Annotated in this window: 17 protein-coding genes; 5 read left to right on the top strand and 12 right to left on the bottom strand. The window is 36.6% G+C overall.

The genetic code is table 11. The features are described 5' to 3' along the window. Positions 1–5: 5 nt before the first annotated feature. Positions 6–620, top strand: coding sequence for a hypothetical protein (locus tag LF887_RS21540; RefSeq protein WP_236856304.1), 615 nt, complete (start codon positions 6–8; stop codon positions 618–620). Here the strand turns inward: LF887_RS21540 and LF887_RS21535 are convergent. The 3 genes from LF887_RS21535 to LF887_RS21525 all read right to left on the bottom strand — a co-directional run bounded on the left by LF887_RS21535 (position 604) and on the right by LF887_RS21525 (position 6,359). Then, positions 604–1,710 carry a serine hydrolase domain-containing protein gene (locus tag LF887_RS21535; protein ID WP_236856303.1) on the bottom strand — a complete coding sequence of 369 codons (1,107 nt, stop codon included), beginning with the start codon at positions 1,708–1,710 and terminating at the stop codon, positions 604–606. The two genes, LF887_RS21540 and LF887_RS21535, sit on opposite strands and share 17 nt — an antisense overlap. A gap of 358 nt (positions 1,711–2,068) precedes the next feature. Then, positions 2,069–2,779, bottom strand: a complete 711-nt coding sequence (locus LF887_RS21530) for a diphthine--ammonia ligase (RefSeq protein ID WP_236859536.1) — start codon at positions 2,777–2,779, stop codon at positions 2,069–2,071. Positions 2,780–3,011: 232 nt separating this feature from the next. Continuing rightward, entirely contained in the window at positions 3,012–6,359 is a 3,348-nt protein-coding gene (locus LF887_RS21525; protein ID WP_236856302.1) for a methylmalonyl-CoA mutase family protein, read from the bottom strand. A 262-nt stretch (positions 6,360–6,621) separates the two neighbouring features. On the opposite strand from LF887_RS21525, the gene LF887_RS21520 reads away from it, so the two are divergent. Next, complete coding sequence (locus tag LF887_RS21520; protein WP_236856301.1) at positions 6,622–6,954, top strand: hypothetical protein; 333 nt, start codon at positions 6,622–6,624, stop codon at positions 6,952–6,954. Positions 6,955–6,991: 37 nt separating this feature from the next. Here LF887_RS21520 and LF887_RS21515 read toward each other — a convergent pair whose 3' ends face one another. After that, positions 6,992–8,095: a DUF3667 domain-containing protein gene (locus tag LF887_RS21515; RefSeq protein ID WP_236856300.1), complete on the bottom strand. Its 1,104-nt coding sequence runs from the start codon at positions 8,093–8,095 to the stop codon at positions 6,992–6,994. A gap of 345 nt (positions 8,096–8,440) precedes the next feature. Between LF887_RS21515 and rplM the strand changes: the two genes are divergently transcribed. The 3 genes from rplM (at position 8,441) to rpsB (ending at position 10,233) form a co-directional block, all read left to right on the top strand. After that, a complete protein-coding gene (gene rplM, locus LF887_RS21510; protein ID WP_047385928.1) occupies positions 8,441–8,896 on the top strand; it encodes a 50S ribosomal protein L13 in 456 nt (151 codons plus the stop codon). 6 nt (positions 8,897–8,902) lie between these two features. Next, positions 8,903–9,289, top strand: coding sequence for a 30S ribosomal protein S9 (rpsI, locus tag LF887_RS21505; RefSeq protein ID WP_047373582.1), 387 nt, complete (start codon positions 8,903–8,905; stop codon positions 9,287–9,289). A gap of 182 nt (positions 9,290–9,471) precedes the next feature. Continuing rightward, positions 9,472–10,233 (top strand): 30S ribosomal protein S2, encoded by a 762-nt coding sequence (gene rpsB / locus LF887_RS21500; RefSeq protein WP_047488674.1) that lies wholly within the window; start codon positions 9,472–9,474, stop codon positions 10,231–10,233. Positions 10,234–10,345: 112 nt separating this feature from the next. Here rpsB and LF887_RS21495 read toward each other — a convergent pair whose 3' ends face one another. From LF887_RS21495 to LF887_RS21460, 8 genes are all read right to left on the bottom strand, one after another. Next, a complete protein-coding gene (locus LF887_RS21495; RefSeq protein ID WP_262912558.1) occupies positions 10,346–11,296 on the bottom strand; it encodes a transposase in 951 nt (316 codons plus the stop codon). A gap of 19 nt (positions 11,297–11,315) precedes the next feature. Next, positions 11,316–11,669: a transposase gene (locus tag LF887_RS21490; protein ID WP_236855726.1), complete on the bottom strand. Its 354-nt coding sequence runs from the start codon at positions 11,667–11,669 to the stop codon at positions 11,316–11,318. Between the two features lie 138 nt (positions 11,670–11,807). After that, positions 11,808–12,242 (bottom strand): DUF6759 domain-containing protein, encoded by a 435-nt coding sequence (locus LF887_RS21485; RefSeq protein ID WP_236856299.1) that lies wholly within the window; start codon positions 12,240–12,242, stop codon positions 11,808–11,810. Between the two features lie 90 nt (positions 12,243–12,332). After that, positions 12,333–13,010: a tRNA (guanosine(46)-N7)-methyltransferase TrmB gene (trmB, locus tag LF887_RS21480; RefSeq protein WP_236856298.1), complete on the bottom strand. Its 678-nt coding sequence runs from the start codon at positions 13,008–13,010 to the stop codon at positions 12,333–12,335. A gap of 96 nt (positions 13,011–13,106) precedes the next feature. Continuing rightward, on the bottom strand, positions 13,107–13,871 hold the full coding sequence (locus tag LF887_RS21475; RefSeq protein ID WP_236856297.1) for a DUF6759 domain-containing protein: 765 nt from the start codon (positions 13,869–13,871) through the stop codon (positions 13,107–13,109). 288 nt (positions 13,872–14,159) lie between these two features. Next, a complete protein-coding gene (locus LF887_RS21470) occupies positions 14,160–14,954 on the bottom strand; it encodes a hypothetical protein (protein WP_236856296.1) in 795 nt (264 codons plus the stop codon). A 293-nt stretch (positions 14,955–15,247) separates the two neighbouring features. Further along, complete coding sequence (locus LF887_RS21465; RefSeq protein WP_236856295.1) at positions 15,248–18,646, bottom strand: T9SS type B sorting domain-containing protein; 3,399 nt, start codon at positions 18,644–18,646, stop codon at positions 15,248–15,250. 112 nt (positions 18,647–18,758) lie between these two features. Next, on the bottom strand, positions 18,759–21,587 hold the full coding sequence (locus LF887_RS21460) for a gliding motility-associated C-terminal domain-containing protein (RefSeq protein ID WP_236856294.1): 2,829 nt from the start codon (positions 21,585–21,587) through the stop codon (positions 18,759–18,761). Positions 21,588–21,612: the final 25 nt, after the last annotated feature.

Below are 21,612 nucleotides of genomic sequence, written 5' to 3'. Positions count from 1 at the left end.
ATTCCATGATAACTACACTACAAGAAAAAGAGATAGTACATTATCTTTTATCCAAGAATTTAAGCAGAGATTTATTTTTTGAGATTAAAGATCATTTTTCAGAACAGATCTCAGGTCTTATTGATGACGGGCAGGTGGGATTTCAGGAAGCTTTCCTAAAAACCAAACTGAGCTGGAATCAGGAGCTTGAAATGGTAAGAGCAGACTTGCTTTCGTTCAGGAAAATAACCAGACTGGAAAAAGAAATACTTCAGAAAAGGTTTAGGAATATTACATGGTATGCACTTGTTTTTTCGTTAATTTTTTCAAGCGTTATCTTTATCCGTCCGGATATGTTTATGTATTTCCAGGTTTCTTTACTAGTAATAATGACAGGCTTGCTTGGGTATAATTTTATTTTCAGAAAAATGAGGCTGTTTGATTATATGCAGTTAAGTTTTCATCCATTGATTCTTAAAAATACAGCCGCCGGTATTATAATTTTTTCTTCGCTATACCTTTTTTACAATGATTTAACATTAGTAGGAAGTGAAGTGATGAAAATTTTCTTTTTATATGCTATCGCTGTTAAGATCCAGCTTCTTTATTTCAAAGCAAGAAAAACTAATGTCCTGATTTAAGCTGAGCCAGAATATTTTCAAGATTATCCGTAATCTTCTTTACTTCAATATGCGGTTTAAAAACCAGCCCTTTGCCTTTTCCTTCATCCGAGATATTAGACAGGATTATCACCGAAGTCTTCGTGTCAGGATAATAAATGTTTAAAGAAGGAGATCCTTTTACATATCCGCTGTGAAAGTAAGAATTGGGCTTGCCGATGTTAAGCATAATTCCATAAGCATAGCCCATTTTTCCAAAGATCGCATGACGTCTTTCTGCACTTTTTGCCATAAACTGCTGAAGCGTTTCAGGCTTTAAAATTTTTCCGCCATAAAGAGCGTTGTTCCATGTATGAAGGTCCTGAATGGTAGATAAGACCCCTCCTGCAGGGGTTCCAATGTCTTTTCCACCCAGTCTTTTGGGCATGTTCGGAACTTCCTGAAAATTGAAGGCAGTACCAAGGTAGGCACTGGCAAAATGAGTTCCTTTAAAAATATCTCCCGTCGAAGAATGAGTCATACCCGCTTTTTTAAAAAGTTCCAGAATATTGTCATCATATGATTTCCCGGAGGCTTTTTCGACAATCTTACCAAGTGTATTAAATCCGTCATTGGAATAAAAGAAATCGGAACCGCTTTTAAACATTAATTTTCCACCCGTCATATTAAGCCCTGAAGTATGGTTAAGGAGCTGATGAATCGTGATGTTTTCATATTCTTTGATCTGAAACTCCTTTATATATTTTGACACCTTATCTGTAACATTAAGTTTTCCCTGCTCCATCTGAAGTAAAACGAGTACAGCTGTGAATTGTTTGCTTATAGATCCGATAGCAAAAACCGTATTGCTGTCAATTTTTATTTTTCTTTTAAAATCAGAATAACCGTTTTCTTTTCTGTAAAGCGGCAATGAATCTTTAAAAACAGCAATGCTTCCATTGAAATTATATTTTTTAAATACAGAATCGATTTGCTGTTCCAAAAGTGTTTTTTGGAAGGCTGTTATGGTAGAATCAATAATCGCTTTTTTGTCAACCGGAGGCTGAGGGACTTCAGTTTTACAGGAAAACAAAAAAAGAAAAAGGGTGAGGAATACTAAATTTTTGATCACGGGTGTTTTATTTTTAATATTGTAATTCGTACTCTTAAATATATGAAATATTCAAGAGCCTTACAGGATGCAAAATGTATGCTAAGAAGCATAATTATTTCTCTTTTAAATCCGTTTAATGGCTGTTTCAGAAGTGTTCAACAGTAATAGATGTACTGGAAAGGATAAAAGAATATTCGAAAAAAAAGGTCGTATACATTGGTTATCTGATTGATAAGACAAGGGATGACTCTGAAAAATCAGATCAATTTAGCAAAGTTAGTGGCTCAATATTTTTATGCTGCGGATGCATGAATAAAAAGGAATCATGCATCCGTGATAAAAAAATAAGAGGTGATTTATTTAAAATGATGAAGGGTTACTTTGAAATAAGATCACAGAACCAGAAAATATATTCGTTATCTTCCTCTGCAGCTTCAGTTTTTGGTTTCGGATATGTTTTTTTTACAGTATCTCCGATTTCAAACTGAATAGGATTTTTAAAAATAGGTCCGTCAAAGGTGAATGTGTGAAACTCTCCGTTTTCTCCACATGGATCTACGTTTTCAGGAAGGTCATCAAGGAATTGCTGGTTAATAATCCTTCCTGCAAAGCTTTTATCAAGATAGCTGCCATTTACACAGGTTACGATAGTTTTAAAACCAAGACTCAAAAATTCACGAATGAGATATGATGTATTTTGTTTCCAAAGCGGAAATACAGCGTGCATACCAATTCTGCTTAACTGATCTTCTCTGTATTGACGAAGATCGTCGAGAAAGATATCTCCAAAAATAGAATGAGTGACACCCTGAGCTTGAACCTTAGCCATAGTTCCAGTCATAATATCCTGATATTCCTCCATAGAAGGTTCTTTGGGAAGTTCCATTTTAACCAAAGGAATTCCAAGAGCAGAAGCCTGCTGCTCCAGAAGAGATATATGTACGCCATGCATGGAAATCCTTTGAAATTCCTGATTGATGCTGGTGAGTAGGGTAGTGACCTCGTACTGATCTTCTTTTAGTGTTTTGTAAAGGGTAAGGGCGGAATCTTTTCCACTGCTCCAGTTGAATAGGGCTTTTGGTTTCATATAAAAATAAAAATCTCCCAAAAATAAGGAGTTTTCAAATGTTTTTTGATTGGAAGTTCTTTTTTCATGCTTATCAGTTTTTAATAATTTCAACTCTTGTCAAGGTTTTTGAATCTTGGCAACGGCTGAATAAAAATACAAAAAACCTCAAAGAAAACTCCTTGAGGTTGTTAATTTATATTTTTCCCGTCGTGAAACGGTTTATTTTTCAAATTGCCTGTCCGGCTATGGACTACATATTTCTTCTGTACTTACCACCCACTTCAAATAAAGCATTGGTGATCTGCCCAAGAGAACAATACTTCACCGCATCCATCATCACACCGAATAGGTTTTGTTGATTGATTGCAGCATATTGCAGTTTTCTAAGGGCTTCCTCAGATTTATTTTCATTAGATTTCTGGAAATTATGAAGCGTCTCAATCTGAACCTGCTTTTCTTCTTCAGTAGAACGGATAACCTCTCCCGGACGAACCGTTGGAGAACCGTCTTTCCCAAGGAAAGTGTTAACCCCGATAATAGGATATTCGCCTGTATGCTTCAGCCATTCATAATGCATAGATTCTTCCTGGATTTTAGAGCGCTGGTACATGGTTTCCATGGCTCCGAGAACACCGCCTCTTTCTGTAATTCTGTCGAATTCTGTATAAACAGCTTCCTCCACAAGATCCGTTAATTCTTCAATAATAAATGAACCTTGTAATGGATTTTCATTTTTAGCTAATCCTAATTCTTTATTGATAATCAACTGAATGGCCATTGCTCTTCTTACAGACTGCTCTGTAGGTGTGGTAATAGCTTCATCGTAAGCATTTGTATGAAGAGAATTACAGTTGTCGTAGATCGCATAAAGTGCCTGAAGCGTTGTTCTGATATCATTGAAATCAATTTCCTGAGCGTGTAGAGAACGTCCGGAAGTCTGGATGTGGTATTTCAACATCTGGCTTCTTTCGTCTGCTCCGTATTTTAACTTCATTGCTTTTGCCCAGATTCTTCTTGCTACACGTCCGATTACTGAATATTCAGGATCAATACCGTTGGAGAAGAAGAATGATAGGTTGGGTGCAAAATCATTGATATCCATTCCTCTTGATAAATAATATTCCACATAGGTGAAACCATTGGCCAGAGTAAATGCTAACTGAGAAACCGGGTTGGCTCCTGCTTCTGCAATGTGATATCCGGAAATAGAAACCGAGTAGAAGTTTCTTACTTTTTCTGTAATGAAATATTCCTGAACATCCCCCATAAGCCTTAGGGCGAATTCAGTAGAGAAAATACAGGTATTCTGAGCCTGGTCTTCTTTTAAAATATCAGCCTGAACGGTACCACGAACTGTCGCAATCGTTTTAGCCTTAATTTCAGCATAAGCTTCCGCAGGAATTACCTCATCTCCTGTAATTCCTAATAGTTTTAATCCTAAACCATTATTGGACGGAGGAAGTTCACCATTGTATTTTGGTCTCTCTAATCCTTTATCATCAAATTTTGCTTTTAAAACAGCTTCAACTTTAGATTCCAGCCCATGTTCAGCAATATATTTCTCAACATTCTGGTCGATGGCTGCATTCATGAAGAAAGCCAGAAGCATTGGGGCAGGTCCGTTGATGGTCATTGAAACTGAAGTCAATGCATTCACCAGATCAAATCCGGAATACAGTTTTTTGGCATCATCCAGTGTTGCAATAGAGACTCCTGCATTTCCGATTTTTCCATAAATATCCGGTGGTAAAGCGGGATCCTGACCATATAAAGTAACAGAGTCAAAAGCAGTAGATAAACGTTTTGCAGGCATTTCTGCAGAAACATAATGGAATCTCCTGTTGGTTCTTTCCGGACCTCCTTCTCCGGCAAACATCCTTGTAGGATCTTCACCTGTTCTTTTGAAAGGATAAATTCCTGCTGTAAAAGGGAATCCTCCCGGAAGGTTTTCCTGGCCTTTCCATTTGATCAGATCACCCCAATCTGTATATTTTGGTAAAGCAATTTTTGGAATTCTTAAATGGGATAATGATTCTGTAGAGGTCTCAACTTTAATTTCTTTTCCACGAACGAAATAAGAATAAAACTCTTCATGAAAGGCTTTTTTCGTATCGTCCCACGTTTTCAGGAAGTCAATATTTTCCTGTTGAAGATCTTTTTCTGCTTTTTGATATTCAGCATCTAAAATTTCATTGGAAAGGATATTCTTTACCCCTTCAATATGATACATTTTTCTAGCCAATTCAGCCTGTTTTTCAACAGTTGCATCATATATTCTGTTGTTTTCAACAATTTCGGACAGATAACGAACTCTTTTTGGAGGAATAATTGTTACTTCCTCAGTAATTTCCTGTTCAACAAATGTTTTTAGATTTAAATCGGAAAATTTATCGTTTACTTTTGAAATTAATCTGTTGTATAATTCTGTCGTTCCATGATCATTAAACTGAGATGCTTTTGTTGCATAAACAGGCATATCATCCAATGGGCTTTCCCATAATAAATGGTTTCTCTGGAACTGCTTTCTTACGGCCTGAAGAGCATCAAGAGCGCCACGTTTGTCAGATTTATTTAAAGCAACTAAATCAGCATAATCCAACATATCAATTTTTTCCAGCTGAGTGGAAGCTCCATATTCAGGAGTCATTACATACATGGAAACATCAGCAAAATCAGAAACCTCTGAACCTGATTGTCCAATACCTGAAGTTTCAAGAATAATTACATCAGGATGAGCCAGCTTAAGGACATTTAATGCTGAATGAATAAACGGAGAAACAGAAACATTGTTTTCTCTGGTTGCCATTGAACGCATATAAACTCTTGAATCATTGATCGCGTTCATACGAATTCTGTCACCTAAGAGGGCACCTCCTGTTTTCTTTTTAGAAGGGTCAATGGAGATGATAGCGATTTTCTTATCAGTATTGGAACGTAAAAAGCGTCTTACCAACTCGTCTGTTAAAGATGATTTTCCCGCTCCACCGGTACCTGTGATACCAATAATGGGAATATTTAAATCTTTTGATTTTTCGTCAATAGCCTTTACTAAATCAGGTTTTTCTTCTGAAAAGTTTTCAACAGCAGAAATGATTTTGGCAATACTTGTAGAGTTTTCAAAGCTGATGGAGTCCAGATCACCTGCTGTAACGTCTTTTCCTGTTGCAAAATCTGATCTTTTTACCAGATCATCAATCATTCCCTGCAGGCCAAGCTCACGGCCGTCATCCGGAGAATAAATTCTGTCGATCCCGTAATCCATCAGATCCTTAATCTCTTCGGGAAGAATTACACCGCCGCCGCCGCCAAAGATTTTAATCTGTGGTGAGTTTTTCTCTCTCAGCAGGTCGTAGATGTATTTGAAATATTCATTGTGACCTCCCTGATATGATGTCAGTGCAATAGCATTAGCATCTTCCTGGATCGCAGTATTCACAACTTCCTCTGCAGACTTATCATGTCCCAGGTGGATCACTTCGCATCCTGTTCCCTGAATGACACGACGCATAATATTGATTGCAGCATCATGCCCATCAAATAATGAGGCAGCTGTTACAATTCTTACCTTGTTGGTTGGAGTATATTTTTGGGTTTCCATAAAAATTCTAGAAAGTTTCTAAGTTCTCAAATATAATAATAAAAAAAGAACCTTGTGTTTGAATATATCGTATTGATTTTCATTTGTTTGTTTAAGCCTATTTAATTATATCTCCCCTTTTTTCGGTTTGAGAGTTCTGAGGTTTCAGAATTTAAAAGTCTCAGAGCTGCAGGGCACAATGAATCGCACCGTTTTTTTCCAATTTATCCTATCTTAAAATTCTAGAATTAATTTCTCTACTTTTGCAAAATATTTTACAGATATGCAAAAAGCTTTGATGTATTTCGGATTAGGAACTGTAGTAAGCTTCCTTATCAATTATTTCTTTTTAAGTTCGGAAAATATCGGACTGGATTTTTATTATGCCATTGCCTTCGGTTCTGCCTGGGGGACTGCTTATTATTTAGATTCTCCGGACTTTACACTGCCTCAGAAGCTAGGGTTGTCATTTGTAGCCATGGGAATTCTAGTCCTTGTTGGAACTTTAATTTTTAAGCTTGAATTGGCGATTCCGTCTATTCTTAAGTTTTCTACTGTTTTTGTCGCTTATTATTTATTTGCCAGCTTCAGAGGAAGCAAGTCCTTAAGAAAATAAAAAAGAGGATGTTTAAAAAACAGCTTTGTTGTATATTTTAATGAATCATCAGGAAGCTTATCAGAGCAAGCCCTACAACTAAAACCATAAAGGTAAAGAAATTAAGGGCAAACAGCATACTTCCAATGAAAAAGCTCACTATACCATGGGCATGGTAAACTCTTCGGTGTGCGATGAAGAAATAGGCTATAATGTATAGCAGCAGAGCAGACAATAGTACATATAGAAGAAGATTGATAAATCCAATATTTGACAGGCTGATCAGTTTAGCAATAAGGAATATGAGTAAAATATTCATTAAAAGGAATGAGAAATAATGGAGCGTAAAAATTCCATGATCGAAATACCACCACTTTTTCTTACTGTGGAAAATCCATAAAAAGAATGCAAACAGAGGGAGGTATATAAAAAGAGCCTTGGGTAAATTATGAAATGATTTTTCCATCATATTTTTGAGAATCTCCTCTTTTGTTATTCCCTTTTCTTTCAGTTCAAAGAACTTATGAGCGATCGGGACCTGAATAAAATCAAAAAATGAGGGACTTTTAGCTGTTGCAGAATCATAAGACTTCCTTGTTTTGTATGCCCCATAACCCATATTGTCATCAATTTTTTTGTCCATTTCGAACGTCTCTTGCAAATTCTCTATTTTAGCAGAATCTGGAAGGGCACTTATGCCTTTAATAGTCAGGGAGTCTTCTGCGGTCAGATTTTTTTTTGCTTTTATACTATCCAGCATTTGCTGAGTATCAATAGATGTTATTTTTTCGATAAACTTTCCTTTGCTGGAAGCTACGTCGTCTCTGTTGCCAAAGTTAACGTTGACCATTGGAAAAAGAGCAAATACAAAAAAGGTAACGAAACTGACAAAAATATATAGCTTTACCGGAGGTACAAATTTCTGTCTCTTACCTTCCAGATAAACATTGGTAAGCTTCCCCGGTTTAAACAGTAGATTTTTTACGGTTCCCCAAAACTGTCCGTCATAATGGGTGAAATCTTCAACGAAGTGGGTGAAAAGAAAATGGAAAGGCTGGCGTCTTTCGATATTTTCCTGTCCACACGCCGGGCAGTATCTTTCTTCGACCTGATGCCCGCAGTTTAAGCAGGTTTTATCTTCTCTGATTTTTCCGTGGCTCATAGTTCTGGGTTTGGCGCAAATATAATTATTTAATGAATAAATAAATTATATCAACAAACTTTTACGAAAATCTTTAAAGTAAAATTAATAAAAGAAAGAGCCGAGGGAATAAACTCTTTGCTTTATCATTTGTGTTTTTAGAATCTGTTAACGTTTTTTTTTCATCGGCACAACTATTTACAAGATGTATGCCAAAGGAATAAATAAGCTTAATATCTATTGATAGAGAGTCGGATAGCAGATATTATATAGATTAAATAAAATATGTTTTTGGGTTACAAAAATAAATTGTACCTTTGCACACCCTTTTAGGGGTAAATTATGTTTAATCTTTAACTAAAACGTGTGAATACATTAAGTTACAAAACTGTTTCAGCGAACAAAGCTACTGCTAATAAAGAATGGGTTGTGGTAGACGCTGAAGGACAGCCGTTAGGAAGACTAGCTTCTACGGTTGCAAAGATTTTGAGAGGTAAGCACAAAACGAATTTTACACCTCACGTAGATTGTGGTGATAACGTAATCGTTTTGAATGCTGGGAAAATTACACTTTCCGGAAACAAGTGGGCTGATAAGACTTATATCTGGCATACAGGATACCCTGGTGGACAGAAGTCTATGACTGCGGCTGAACTTCAAAAGAAAGATTCTTTAAAAGTATTAGAAAAGTCTGTAAAAGGTATGTTACCAAAAAACAGATTAGGATCTGCTATTCTTAAGAACCTTTATTTATATGAAGGAACTGAGCACAAACATGAAGCTCAACAGCCGAAAACAATTAATGTTAACGAATTTAAATAATTAATTATGTCTATAGTTCACAAAATCGGAAGAAGAAAAACTTCTGTAGCAAGAGTTTATGTAAGACCAGGTTCTGGAAACATTACAGTAAACGGTAAAGATGCTAAAGAATATTTCTCTACAGACGTGATGGTTTACAAATTAAACCAGCCGTTCATCCTTTCTGAGACTGTTGGTCAGTATGACGTTACCGTAAACGTATTCGGTGGTGGAAATACAGGTCAGGCAGAGGCTATCAGATTAGGTATTTCAAGAGCTTTATGCGAAATTAACGCAGAGTTCAGATTAGCATTGAAGCCAGCTGGTTTACTTACAAGAGACGCAAGAATGGTGGAAAGAAAGAAGCCAGGTCAGAAAAAAGCAAGAAAGAGATTCCAATTCTCAAAACGTTAATTTTCAGACTTCAGATTCAAGATCTCAAATTTCAGAATTTATTCAATTTGTTATCTTGTCTCTAAATCTATTGATCAAAACAAAAAAATTGCCCGTTACGTTTAGCATCCAAACGCTTCTCCCATCTAAAGAAGTTGTTGATTGTTTAAAAGACGGAAAGTAAACTAACAAAAACAGAAAACATGGCAAAAGCAAATGTAAAAGACCTTTTAGAGGCTGGCGTACACTTCGGTCACATGACTAGAAAGTGGAATCCAAATATGGCTCCATACATTTTTATGGAGAAAAACGGTATTCACATTGTAGACTTACATAAAACAGCAGTTAAATTGGATGAGGCGTGCAGCGCTTTAGAAAAATTAACTTCTGCAGGTAAAAAAGTTCTTTTCGTAGCTACTAAAAAGCAAGCGAAAGAAGTAGTTGCAAAACACGCTTCTGAACTTAATATGCCTTATATTACAGAAAGATGGCCGGGAGGTATGTTAACGAATTTCGTTACTATCAGAAAGGCTGTAAAGAAGATGAACTCTATCGACAAAATGAAAAAAGACGGTACGTTCGAAACTTTATCTAAAAAAGAAAGATTACAAGTTGACAGACAAAGAGCTAACTTAGAGAAGAACTTAGGTTCTATTTCTGACATGGTTAGACTTCCATCTGCTGTATTTGTAGTTGATATCTTAAGAGAACACATCGCGGTAACTGAAGCTAAGAAATTAGGTATTCCAGTTTTCGGTATCGTTGATACAAACTCTGACCCTAGAAAAGTTGACTTCGTTATCCCAGGAAACGATGATGCTTCTAAGTCTATTGATATGATCCTTAGCGTAGTTTCTGAATCTATCAAAGAAGGTCAGTCTCAAAGAAAAGCTGATAAAGAAAAATCTAAAGAAGAAGGAGAAAAGGTGTCTGCTGATACAGATGCTGATTTCGATGCAGAATAATTAAAGATTTTCTTTAATATAGGAAAAACGCTGGATTTAGGTCCAGCGTTTTTTTGTTGATATATACATAAGAACAAAAGTATTTTAAGGGATCAGGTGCAAAAGTTGGGGGCTAAGCAAAAAGGTTGGTTAATCTGAATAAAAAAAATGATCTGTCCTTCACCCCTCTGAGCTGCACCCTGAAGTTCTTGATTTTCGCGTTGAAAGATTCAGCCGCTGCGTTAGTGCTTCTTTTATCAAAATAATTTAGAATATCTCTGTAATGGTGCATTATGGTCTTTCTTAAGGTGGAAAAAGAGGTAAAACCTGCTTCTTCAACCTTTCTAAACCAATGCGCAAGTTTAGTCATAGCCACAGATTTTGTAATAGGCTGATTATAGATCTTTCTAAGGCCATCGGTTAATCCATACGCTTTTTCCAGATCAGGATATTGAGCAAAAAGGATGGAAGCTCTTTGCCTCTGGGACAGCGTCCATTTTTCCCGGCTCTTGTAAAGCAGATACCTGCTTCTTGCCAGAAGCTGTTTTCGGGAATCTCCATTTTCAAATACTTCTGTCTTTAAAATTTGCTCTTCAGAGGCTTCTTCAAGAGTCTTATTTTCCATTTCAAGGGCTTCCCAACGATGTTTGATCCTGATTTCCTGAAGGGCTTCCAGAGCAAGCTTTTGAACATGAAAGCGGTCGATCACCTGTACTGCATTAGGAAAGCATCTTTTAGCAATACGCTTCATGGAGCCCGCCATATCCAAAGTTATTTCCTTTACCTTCATCCGAAGTCTCCTGCTGATTTTTAAAAGATGCGCGATGACAAAATCACTCTGAGTCCCTTTTATAATTGCAACAATACTTCCTTTTCTCCCTTTGGCTCTTTTGGAGGTAAGAACGGTATACAGTTCTCCATCAGATAAAGCAACTTCGTCTAAGGACAGGGATGCTGAGAGATTTTCAGGATAAATGATCCAGTCTTCTGCGTGAGGTTTTTGTTCCCAGCTATAATATTCGCTGAGTTTATTCTTGTATTGTCTCTGGAAGGTCTTACCCTTGATACCAAAAAATTCTGCTATAACTTTGAGAGGAAGAGCTTTAGTGTCTGCTAATTTTTTTTAAGAAGACCGCAAATTCATTTGTCATGCGCGTTCCCTTAGCTACAACCTGCCAGTTTCTTTGAAGGATTTCTCCTGAAGACTTATCGGTCCATCTTCTTCTTTTCACGTGAAGCTTTACGATTTTACCCCTTAACGGGTAATCATCTACAATAATTTCAGGTAAAAAGCCTTTTGATTCCAGCAGTCTTTCTTTAAATTCCTCGGGAATACTGCTTTTTTCTTCAAAATAAATATGAAGTTCACCAGAATATTCTTCTGCTTTGAGGATATCAAAGTGTTCAACTAGAAATTCTGGAAGTAAAAATTTAAGAAGGTCGTAATCGCTTAGCATAAGACAAAGATACAACCACTAAACATTCCCCCCAACTTTTGAGACTGATCCATTTTAAGCCCTTATTGGGTCCTGATAATTTGTAATTTGAATATAACAGTTATAAAATAATAAAACCGCAGAATTCTGCGGTTTTATTTAGTTTGAAAGGGATATTGAATAGGAACTTGTTATATACTTTGTAGATTGATAAGTAGAATTACAAAGCATTCCGGATAATCTGTAATTTTGGTTTTTAGGAACCATTGTATATCCTATTTTTCCTGCTCCAATCGGAATCTTCTTGAAAAAATTGTTCCCGCTTATAGTGAGTACCATATTGCAGGGAGATTTATTGGTTACTGAAACAGAAGTTTTAGAATTACTTGGATCGTCACTATTAAAAAGATCAGTAAGAACTTCTGCAGTCTCAGGTTTGTAGGTTTTTATCAATTCGCTGTATTCTCTTTCTGTATTCGCCGGGCTGCCGGAATTATAAACAGGATATCTGTTCCTTACCGGATAACTTCCATAGTTGGCGTTACAGCTGATAAGAACATATGAAATTCCGGTAAGAACTAATAGCTTCTTCATACCTCTTTTATTTTTGTGATTTTATTTTCAATGATTTTCCAGATCTGAAAGCTTTGAAGTGCGTTCGATGTTTACCGGGATTATCTTTTATCAGTTTATTTTAAATTTGATATAAGTAATGGTTTTTCCTTTAGCGGAGAACAGTTCCTCATAATACGTCCTGATATCCCTTAAATGCTCTGTATTAGGATCATATTCCGGGGCTCCATAGATATCGTGGTGAGCGCTGACAATTTCGTATCCTGCTCCCTGTAAATATCCAAGAGTATAGCCATGCAGGAACTCTGAGTCGGTTTTTAAATGAACAATACCTCCAGGTTTCAGGAACTTTTTATAACGTGCTAAAAAGTCAGGATGTGTTAGTCTGTGTTTCGTTCTTTTATATTTGATTTGTGGATCCGGAAAGGTAATCCAGATTTCGTCTACTTCATTTTCTGCGAAGAAATAATCAACAAGTTCGATCTGTGTTCTTAGAAAGGCAACATTATTCATATTGTTGTCGACTGCTTCTTTAGCTCCAAACCAGAATCTTGCCCCTTTGATATCAATTCCGACAAAGTTCTTTTCAGGAAATGTTTTTGCAAGTCCTACAGAATATTCTCCTTTACCACAACCTAATTCCAGAACAATAGGATTGTTATTTTTAAAGAAATTTTCTCTCCATTTTCCTTTGAGTTCAAAGCCGTTTAAGGCGTCTTCTCTGGTAGGTTGGATTACATTTGGTAATACTTTGTTTTCTGCAAATCTTGCTAATTTATTCTTGCCCATTGAGTTATAAAATGAGTGCAAAAATAGTGAAAATTTATGGAGAATCTCTGCCTTTTGGAGGTAAAAGACAGATAACTAATTCGTTTATGATTGAGGCTATTGGCTTCCTAAAGCTACCATAATGGCTCTTTGTATCGTTTTTTGTGAGGCATATTGTGCTCCGCATACCAAACTGGAGAAAAGATACTGGCCTTTTTCTATAACAATGGAACCTTCACCCTGAGCAGGTACTGCCAGCCTGTATTTGGTAGTACCTACACCTTCCATTCTTACAATGATATTACAGTCTGATTTATTTTGAATCATGACAATGCACTCTTTGGCATTAGGATCATTATCAAATAAAGAATTGAGGATTTTTACTGTTTTGTTTTTATGTTCTACGGGAGAGACAGCCATGAGCATGTTGAATTCTTCTGCTTCAGCATTAGGAATTGCAGAATTTGCAGCAGTGTTTACAACAAATGTATTCTGGGCAGTACTTGGGGTATAAACAGGATTGTATTGTTTAGCTGCCAGCTCTGCTTTATATCTCGCAATCTGCTTCTGTTTGATAATCGCATTCATTTCCTCAAAAGAAATTTTTGTGGATGGTCTTCTTCTTAGTAAGGCAAGCATTTCCTGCATGTCTTTTACTTTCTGATCTGCCGGATGGGCATTCTTAATGTATTCTTTCATCATATCCATTACCCTGGGCTTCAGTACAGATCTCCGTGGATCATCCGGGTGGGCATCTCTTAAAAAAGCATTGATTTCGTAAATATTGTTGCTCTTCAGAATGTTACTGTAATCTTTTCCTTTTTTTTGGGCAGAAATGATAAAAAACAAAACCGAACAAAGTAATAAAAGTATTTTTTTCATTAATTAATATTAAGTTAGAATTGGTGTTTCTCATTTAATTTACGTTTTGCACTGGTTAGTTTTTATTAGGATAACGAAAGATAAGTATTTTTATTTTAAACACTTATTAGTGAGATAAATTTAATATATTTTTGAATATTATAGATATATATGCTGTAAAAATTGAATAATATATTTTTTTATGAATTGTAGTAAAGATCTGGGCTGAATTTTTATTGTTTCATAAAAAAAAATCCATGCGCGAAACATGGATTATTGTATAGTATGATTTACTTTTTATCGGAATTTTTAATTACTGCTTACAACTTCCTGAAGATGTGAGCTTCTAAGTCTCTTCTGATAGATCGGCAGATATTTTTCAATAGGAATCTTTACTGCTTCAAAGTTTCCTGCCAATACATAAGGTTGAATATTTTCTGAGGTGTAAACAAACTGAAGGAAATTATCAATTAAATTCTCAGGAATTTTAAATCTTAAAAAGTAATCCTTCCCTAAATAATTTTTAATCTGGGTGACAGAACTATTCATGTTTTCATAAGCTTTAAAACGCTGTTTTTTCTTTCTTTCCCCGGAAAGAAGATCATAGATGCTTTCCAGACTGAAGGTAAGTCCACCATCCCTAAATCCGGCAACAGGAAGCTCTGTAGGAGTTCCGTCTCCTTTAGGTTCAGGAAGTCCGATTACTTTTTTAAGGGCATATGCCTTATCTTCTTTTCGGAGTGAGTTTACATCATACCGAAGATTTCCGGTGGGTTTGAATCTGCTGAGTACAATTTCCTGAATTTCATAATAGGCAATCTTAAGCTCTACCAGGTTTTTCTGTGCAAGAAGCTGGGGAGTCATTTTAATGTCTTTTCTTTCAGTAACGATAGAGGTAAAACGAATTACATCTCCCGGATTGGCTGGAACATTAAAATTACCGTTAAAATCCGTAAGAACGGTTTTCTGAGTATTCAAATTGGTAACATATACCTGATTCAGGTATAAAATCGAATTATCTCTTAGAAATACCTCTCCGGAGTATGTTTGAGCATTAATTTTTGCCAGAAAAATCAATAGCAGTATAGTAAACAGTTTCTTCATATAATTTGGCAAAATTACATAGAAATAAAGCAATTTTTCAATAGTAAGATAATGAATTCAGGTTAAAGTTATATTAAACTTTAGGATTAAACTGTTAAGGAGTGTTATAAGTTTAATTTTTTTATGTAACTCTCCCCTGAAACAGCAATGCAATAGGAAGAAAAGAGCTTAAATAGGTTGAAAATCATTTTTGAAATCATTTAATTAAAAAATTATAAATAAACTGCCGATCCCTAAAAATCTATTTTTATTATTGTTTCAACTTTATGAATTTTTTCTTTCCATTTTTTCTTTTATCTGTGCTTTACCAACAGCCAGCTTGAATATTTTACTGAAAGGGAAGATCCATATTCTGTCCAGGTAATAAAATACCAGTAAGTAGCAGTAGGTACATAGCGTCCGCCTATTCTCCCATCCCATGTATATTGATTTTCAGGAGTCCCTCTGAATACTTCCGCCCCATATCTGTCAAAAATCCGGAATACAAGATTATCATTAGCCATCAAAGCTGAGTAATTAATAACTTCATTATATCCGTCCCCATTAGGAGTGATGGTGTTAATCAGGTTAATGATAGCAAATGGTTTTTTTACTTCTTCACACAGTTTAGAATCTCTTACAAATACATTATGAGGCCCTCTTGGCACATTGTAGAATACATTTGAACTTTGCCATACTACGCCGTCAAGAGAGTATTCATAAGGTGGTGTACCGCCGCTTGCTCCAACTTTTACAGTGGTGCCGTCAATCTCAATAGAAGTAATCATCGGACTCGGTAATTCTGTGACATTTACGTACTGCTTATAAACACAGCCGTTTGATGTCAGTTCTACCCAATAACTTCCTGCGGGAACATTTGTGATAGAAGGGGTTGTTTCTCCGGTACTCCATAAGTATCTTTCAAATCCAGGTCCTGCATCCAGTGTAGTATAGGTTTTTGGACAGATCGCCTGATCTTTTAGCAGGTCAGATTTTTTAGGAATTTTAATATTAATTTTTATAGAAGCTACTTCCGGACAGACTCCACTTTTTTCAAAACGAATATAATAGGTCTGGGAAGTTGTAATATTGACTGCTGCCGGAATGGCATTTACATTATTCTGAGCATCTGACAAGGTAGAATGAAATGTGTACGTGACATTCGGATCTAACGTAAACTGAGGAATAAACTGCGTCAGATTTACTGTTTTTATTCCATCCAGATCATCATCACATACGCTATCTGTAACCGTTTGCGTTAATAGTTGTATTCTTGCTCCAATACTGAATAGCAAAGGCTTAATAACTGAAGCACATCCATCAGGAGAATCAACTCTGATATAAATGGTAGTCGTAGCAGTATAGCTCCAGTTATTAGGAAGTGTGTTGGTATTTCCGGCGGTGGCATCCGCAAGATTTGCATAATATCTTACATTGGTAAAATAAGCAGGATTATTAAGGATAATACCGGTAATATTGGGCAGCACGATATTAACGGTTCCATCCAGATTATCATCACAAAAAATGCCATTATAGTTGTCCTGGATAATTGCTTTGTTGAATAAAGATAGGGTGATTTGAGCAATACTTTTACAGCCAATACTATTTTTTACAACAGCATATATGATGGTTCCATTAGGTGCTGTATAATTGTTTGGGGAAGTAATTAAGGCTGTCGGGTTTTCAGTCTGGGCATTTGCTAATGTCGGGTAATAGGAAATGGTAACTGGATTATTATTAGTTACATTGGCCGTGGTCAGATTAAATGTTCCCTGCCCGTTTATATCACACGCATTTAGTGTTACATTGGTTACAGTGAGTGCCTGGATCGTAATGTTCACTGTTATTGTTTCACAATCCGGGAAATCAGGATCGTTTCCGCAGAATGTATAAGTGAATGTATCATTTCCGGATGTACCGGGATTGGTAACAGTATAAGTAATAATTCCTGTCGCAGGGTTGATAACTGCTGTCCCCAGTGCAGGGGGAGTAGAAATGGCCACAGTAGCGGGAAGCGGGGTCTGGGATGAACTGCTGAATGCAGGAGTTATAACCTGTGTATTACAAACATTATAAGCGGCTGTGGTTAGCTTTGTACAATTCAGAACCTTGAATTGATCAGTAACTAAAGGTGCACAGGTTCCCATTGTAACTGAGCAAGTATAATAGCCGGATTGAGTTGGTGTTAAAGAAGAAGATGTGGCCCCATTGACAAGGATTCCGTTTCTGTACCATTGATAGGTATCATAAATAATAGGGTCTACTGTGAGAACTATTCCCGGAATACAGTCTCCACCTGATTTTAAAATCACAGGCTGTGTAGGAAATCCGGCGAAAAAGCCTCCATATCCCACAGCATCACTTCCGGCAGTGATTCCGGCAGTAATAGCTTTATCTGATACGATAGTGATTGTTCCGGTAACATTGGGAATTCCATAGGTAACCCAGTTATTGGTTCCTGTCATATCATAAGGTCCATATGCTGCAAGCGGCGTTGAACCGTTTACAGTAACATTCGCTCCTCTTTGTGTAATAAGATTAAGTTTTGTCGGAATATTGAGAATTCCGGTAGGGTTTCCATTTGAAAGAACAAAGTTTTCATCGATGAATCCAAGCTCGTTAATTTGTTTTGGAAGGTAGCAGTTCAGAGCTGGAATAAAATTGAATCCTCCGGTGGCTACCTCATTTCCTGTATTTGAGTCTCCTGCTAAAATCTGATAAACATAAGCATTTTTAGATGTTTTAATATATAGATTGTAATGTGATGTTCCGTGCAGACTGTATTTGGTATCAGGAATTACAAAGTATTTTCCAGTGTTGATAGTCGCTACAGGCAGTGGCTCGTTATTGACATAAATTTGAGTATTATCTTCCGTAGCAATTACGACGGCTCCTTCCATATTGGAGCCAATACTGCCGTTCCCTTTTACCAATGCAAATTCATTTCCGAGCCGGTTGACGGGAACCGCCTGATCCATCAAAATATCAGAGCTCGAGCTATAGTTGCCCGCATATTGTCCGTTAAAATTTCCGTTGGTGACATTCACCGGTTTGGTTGCTGTAATTTTTGCACCAATGAATCCGTCAAAATTTCCTGTAATATTTCCTATTCCATCAATGATATAAGACTGTCCTTTATTCAAAGTAAAAGTCATCGTCGGATTTGTAGTTCCGGTAGTCCCGTTGGAAAACTGAACGTTGGGGCTATATCCGGAAATAGTCACTGTAGTATTATCTTCTGTGGCCAAAACACTGGTCATAAAGTCCAGAATAGTATTACTTACCGTGATGGGTGCGGATGCAGCATAGAAATTTTTTCCGGTAGAAGGAATTCCTTTGGAAGTAATAATTTCTGCGTGGTTGTATACTGAAAATCTAAAATTGGCATAAAATGGGAATTCTGCCTTCAGATATAACCCTTTTGTAGTAGGAGTGAATAAGTCTGCCTGCTGGGTAGTAATGATATAATTTCTTAGTACATCGAATTTCTGTGGATTATTTTTGCTGATATTCACAGTTCCGATTAAAACATTGTTGTTATATATACTTACAGGGAAGGGGGTTGTTCTGCTTGTTGATAAATACAGCTTCTGGAAGGGGCTGGGAGCACCGCTTCTGTCTACCATCGGTGCAAACCAATGTTCTCTGTCTAATTGGGCGAAAAGAGAAGAGAAAATATAAAATATAAATAAAAAAGATAGAGTTTTCTTCATTCAGTATTAGTATTTGTCACAAATTTAATAATAAAAAGCATTAAATACTTGAAAATATAATAAAAAAACCACGATTTCAAAATCGTGGTTTTTAAAATGTATATTTAAAATATTAGTCTCTGTTTTTTACGAGAATCCAGCCTGTATACTTTATTGGAGTTTTGTCTTTATTGGACTCATTCCAGTTGATATGATACCAATAAGTTCCTGTTACAAGTTTTTTGTCGAAATGTTTTCCATCCCATCTGTAGTTGTTGAATTTATTTCCGGTAAATACCATATTTCCATATCTGTCATATACTACAAACGAAAGATTTTCTTTATAAGCCAACTCGCTGTAATCTATAAAGTCATTTACATTATCTCCGTTAGGAGTGATTGCATTTACAAGATTAGGAATTGTAATTTCTACAGAAGTAGGATTACAGTTGTAAGCATCTTTCACATAGAAGGTATGTTGTCCTCTTGATAATCCTGTAAAAGTATTTGAATCTTGCCAGTTAGCTGTTCCATCTACTGCATACTTGTAAGGTGGCTTACCTCCGCTTATAATTACTGTTGCACTATTATTGTTGATCTCGATTGTTTGAATTACCGGATCTTCAACTTTCTTAACTTTTACTACCTGCGTAAGGAAACATCCGTTTTTACCAAGAATTACAGAGTATTCTCCAACTCCGATATTTCTGATGCCCTGCGTGGTTGCCCCTGTGCTCCATTCATATGAATCATACCCAGAACCGGCATCCAGATCAGTCTTAGCATCCATACAGATATACTGATCTACCAGAATTGGTGATTTTTTGATTGGAAGTGGAACTAAAGTAATTTTTGCATTTGCAGTACATCCTTCGGCAGTGGTAACTTTCACATATACTACTCCGCCCGTTGCAGGGAAGTTGTCAGGTGTTGTTATTTCATTTATCCCGGCAGTCAGGTCATTTAATGTACGGTAGTATTTTTTTACCACTGCATTATAGTCAGTAACCTTAGCTTTGGTAAGATCGAAATAAGCATAAGGAGCTACATCATACCAGCAGGCTTTAATCGTCACATCCTGTACAATAAATGGTACTACAGTAAGGGTTAAAGTTACCTGTTCGCAATCTGTGAATAAAGGATCATTTCCACAGAATTTATAAACAATCTTATCTGATCCCAGGTATCCTGCATTTGGATTGTAAGTGATTGTACCATTTGGATTCACTACAGCTGTACCTTTAGTGGGAGGGGTTACAATCACTACAGTAGTTGCTACCGGAGTCTGAGTAGATGAAGTAAACGCCGGTGTAATAATTTTTGTAGAGCAGGCATTAAGTGCTTGCGTTGTTTCTTTTAAACAAGTTTGTACATTATAGATTGGAGTAGTAACAGGAGGACATGATCCCATTGTTACTTTTACCGTATAATTTCCAGATTGGGTTGGAGTGTAAGTGTAAGAAGTAGCTCCCGGAATAGCAACTCCGTTACGATACCATTGGTATGTTTCGTAGCTGTCATCTACTTCCAGAATAATACCAGGAACACATTCTCCTGTTTTTTTAGAAATTACAGGAATTGATGAAAATCCTGCAAAGTACCCTCCGTATCCTGCTGAACTATACCCTCCATTAATACCTGCTGTTACAGCTTTTGTAGAAGTAATGGTAAGGTTTCCGGTAACTCCGGTTAATGCATAAGTTACCCAGTTGGTATTTCCTGTCAGGGGATAAGGTCCCTGATCAGCTGTAGGAGGGGTATTATTTACCAATACAGTAGCACCTGCTTCGGTTAGAATATTTAATTTTATAATTAAATCACTTTGTGTAATACTTGCCCCATTGGTACCGAGAGGCATTTCGTTGATCTTTCCGATTTCATCAATTTTTCTGGGAAGAAAACAGTTTAAAGGCGGAATATAGTTAAATCCGTTGGTTGCTGCATTACTTAATATTCCGATAAATTGATACAGATACACATTCTTGGTTGTTGAGATAAACATATTAGAATGGTTTCCGGTACCGGCCTGAGTTACATAGCTTGTTTCATTAATTCTGTACCATTGGCCTGCATTCAGGGTTTGAACCGGCGTTGTTCCACCGTTTAAATAGATTTCTGTATTGTCCTCTGTAGCAATAATAAGACCTCCTTCCATATTTAAAGTAGGCTGAGTAGATCTGGTTTTAACCATTGCAAAGGTGTTCCCAAGCCTGTCAACCGGAACGGACTGGTCAAGAATTGGATCTGTTCCTGATGTTGTTGCTGAAAAATTACCGTTACAGCTACCATTGGTAAGGGTTACTGGTTTATCGGCAACTACCTTCGCACCAATAAATCCGGATTTATTAGCTGATACAGACCCTAATCCTGCAAATAGAAAAGATTGCCCCTTTTGTAAAGTAAAAGAATGGGTATTACCGGTAGGGTTTCCATTGATAAAGGTGACCCCGGCAGTAGCATTCCATGATACAGTTACGTTGGTATTATCTTCAGTAGCAAGAATACCTGCTGTGAAGTTATAAACACTATTGGTATCTGTATTTGGGCTGGTAGCAACATAAAACATTTTCCCGATTCCAGCTTTCCCTTTACTGGTAATAACCTCTCCATGGATATCCTGAGCAAGCCTCAGACTGCAGTAAAAAGGTTTAGCCCCTTTTAAGTAAAGTCCTTTATTACCAATAACAAAGGCATCTGTTGTGGTACCTGTAGAGATCAGGTTATTAGCTACTTTGTAGGTTTGTGGGCTGCCCTTACTGATGGTAACGGTTGTAATTATATTACCATTGTTGTAAATGGTAACGTCAAAAGGGGTTGCCGAATCAGTGGACAGGTATATCATATTGGCATAACCTCCGTAACTGTCGTAGTAAGGAGCAATCCAATGCTCGGTATCCCTTTGCGCAAAGAGAGTATTAATTGTAAAAAAAATTAATACCAAACTGAGTAGAAATCTTTTCATGTGTATGGAATTAGGATTTGCACAA

This window comes from Chryseobacterium sp. MEBOG06 (assembly GCF_021869765.1).
Lineage (GTDB): Bacteria > Bacteroidota > Bacteroidia > Flavobacteriales > Weeksellaceae > Chryseobacterium.
The sequence above is the reverse complement of the archived record's forward strand: the minus strand, read 5'-3'. Positions and strand labels throughout refer to the sequence as shown.

What these genes read in the sequence shown, in the direction of transcription:
- LF887_RS21465 (WP_236856295.1), bottom strand. Translation starts at nt 18,646, where the DNA reads ATGAAGAAAACTCTATCTTTTTTATTTATATTTTATATTTTCTCTTCT.
- LF887_RS21475 (WP_236856297.1), bottom strand. Translation starts at nt 13,871, where the DNA reads ATGAAAAAAATACTTTTATTACTTTGTTCGGTTTTGTTTTTTATCATT.
- LF887_RS21490 (WP_236855726.1), bottom strand. Translation starts at nt 11,669, where the DNA reads ATGCTAAGCGATTACGACCTTCTTAAATTTTTACTTCCAGAATTTCTA.
- LF887_RS21530 (WP_236859536.1), bottom strand. Translation starts at nt 2,779, where the DNA reads ATGAAACCAAAAGCCCTATTCAACTGGAGCAGTGGAAAAGATTCCGCC.
- LF887_RS21470 (WP_236856296.1), bottom strand. Translation starts at nt 14,954, where the DNA reads ATGAAGAAACTGTTTACTATACTGCTATTGATTTTTCTGGCAAAAATT.
- LF887_RS21460 (WP_236856294.1), bottom strand. Translation starts at nt 21,587, where the DNA reads ATGAAAAGATTTCTACTCAGTTTGGTATTAATTTTTTTTACAATTAAT.
- LF887_RS21515 (WP_236856300.1), bottom strand. Translation starts at nt 8,095, where the DNA reads ATGAGCCACGGAAAAATCAGAGAAGATAAAACCTGCTTAAACTGCGGG.
- rpsB (WP_047488674.1), top strand. Translation starts at nt 9,472, where the DNA reads ATGGCAAAAGCAAATGTAAAAGACCTTTTAGAGGCTGGCGTACACTTC.
- rpsI (WP_047373582.1), top strand. Translation starts at nt 8,903, where the DNA reads ATGTCTATAGTTCACAAAATCGGAAGAAGAAAAACTTCTGTAGCAAGA.
- LF887_RS21520 (WP_236856301.1), top strand. Translation starts at nt 6,622, where the DNA reads ATGCAAAAAGCTTTGATGTATTTCGGATTAGGAACTGTAGTAAGCTTC.
- trmB (WP_236856298.1), bottom strand. Translation starts at nt 13,010, where the DNA reads ATGGGCAAGAATAAATTAGCAAGATTTGCAGAAAACAAAGTATTACCA.
- LF887_RS21525 (WP_236856302.1), bottom strand. Translation starts at nt 6,359, where the DNA reads ATGGAAACCCAAAAATATACTCCAACCAACAAGGTAAGAATTGTAACA.
- LF887_RS21540 (WP_236856304.1), top strand. Translation starts at nt 6, where the DNA reads ATGATAACTACACTACAAGAAAAAGAGATAGTACATTATCTTTTATCC.
- LF887_RS21485 (WP_236856299.1), bottom strand. Translation starts at nt 12,242, where the DNA reads ATGAAGAAGCTATTAGTTCTTACCGGAATTTCATATGTTCTTATCAGC.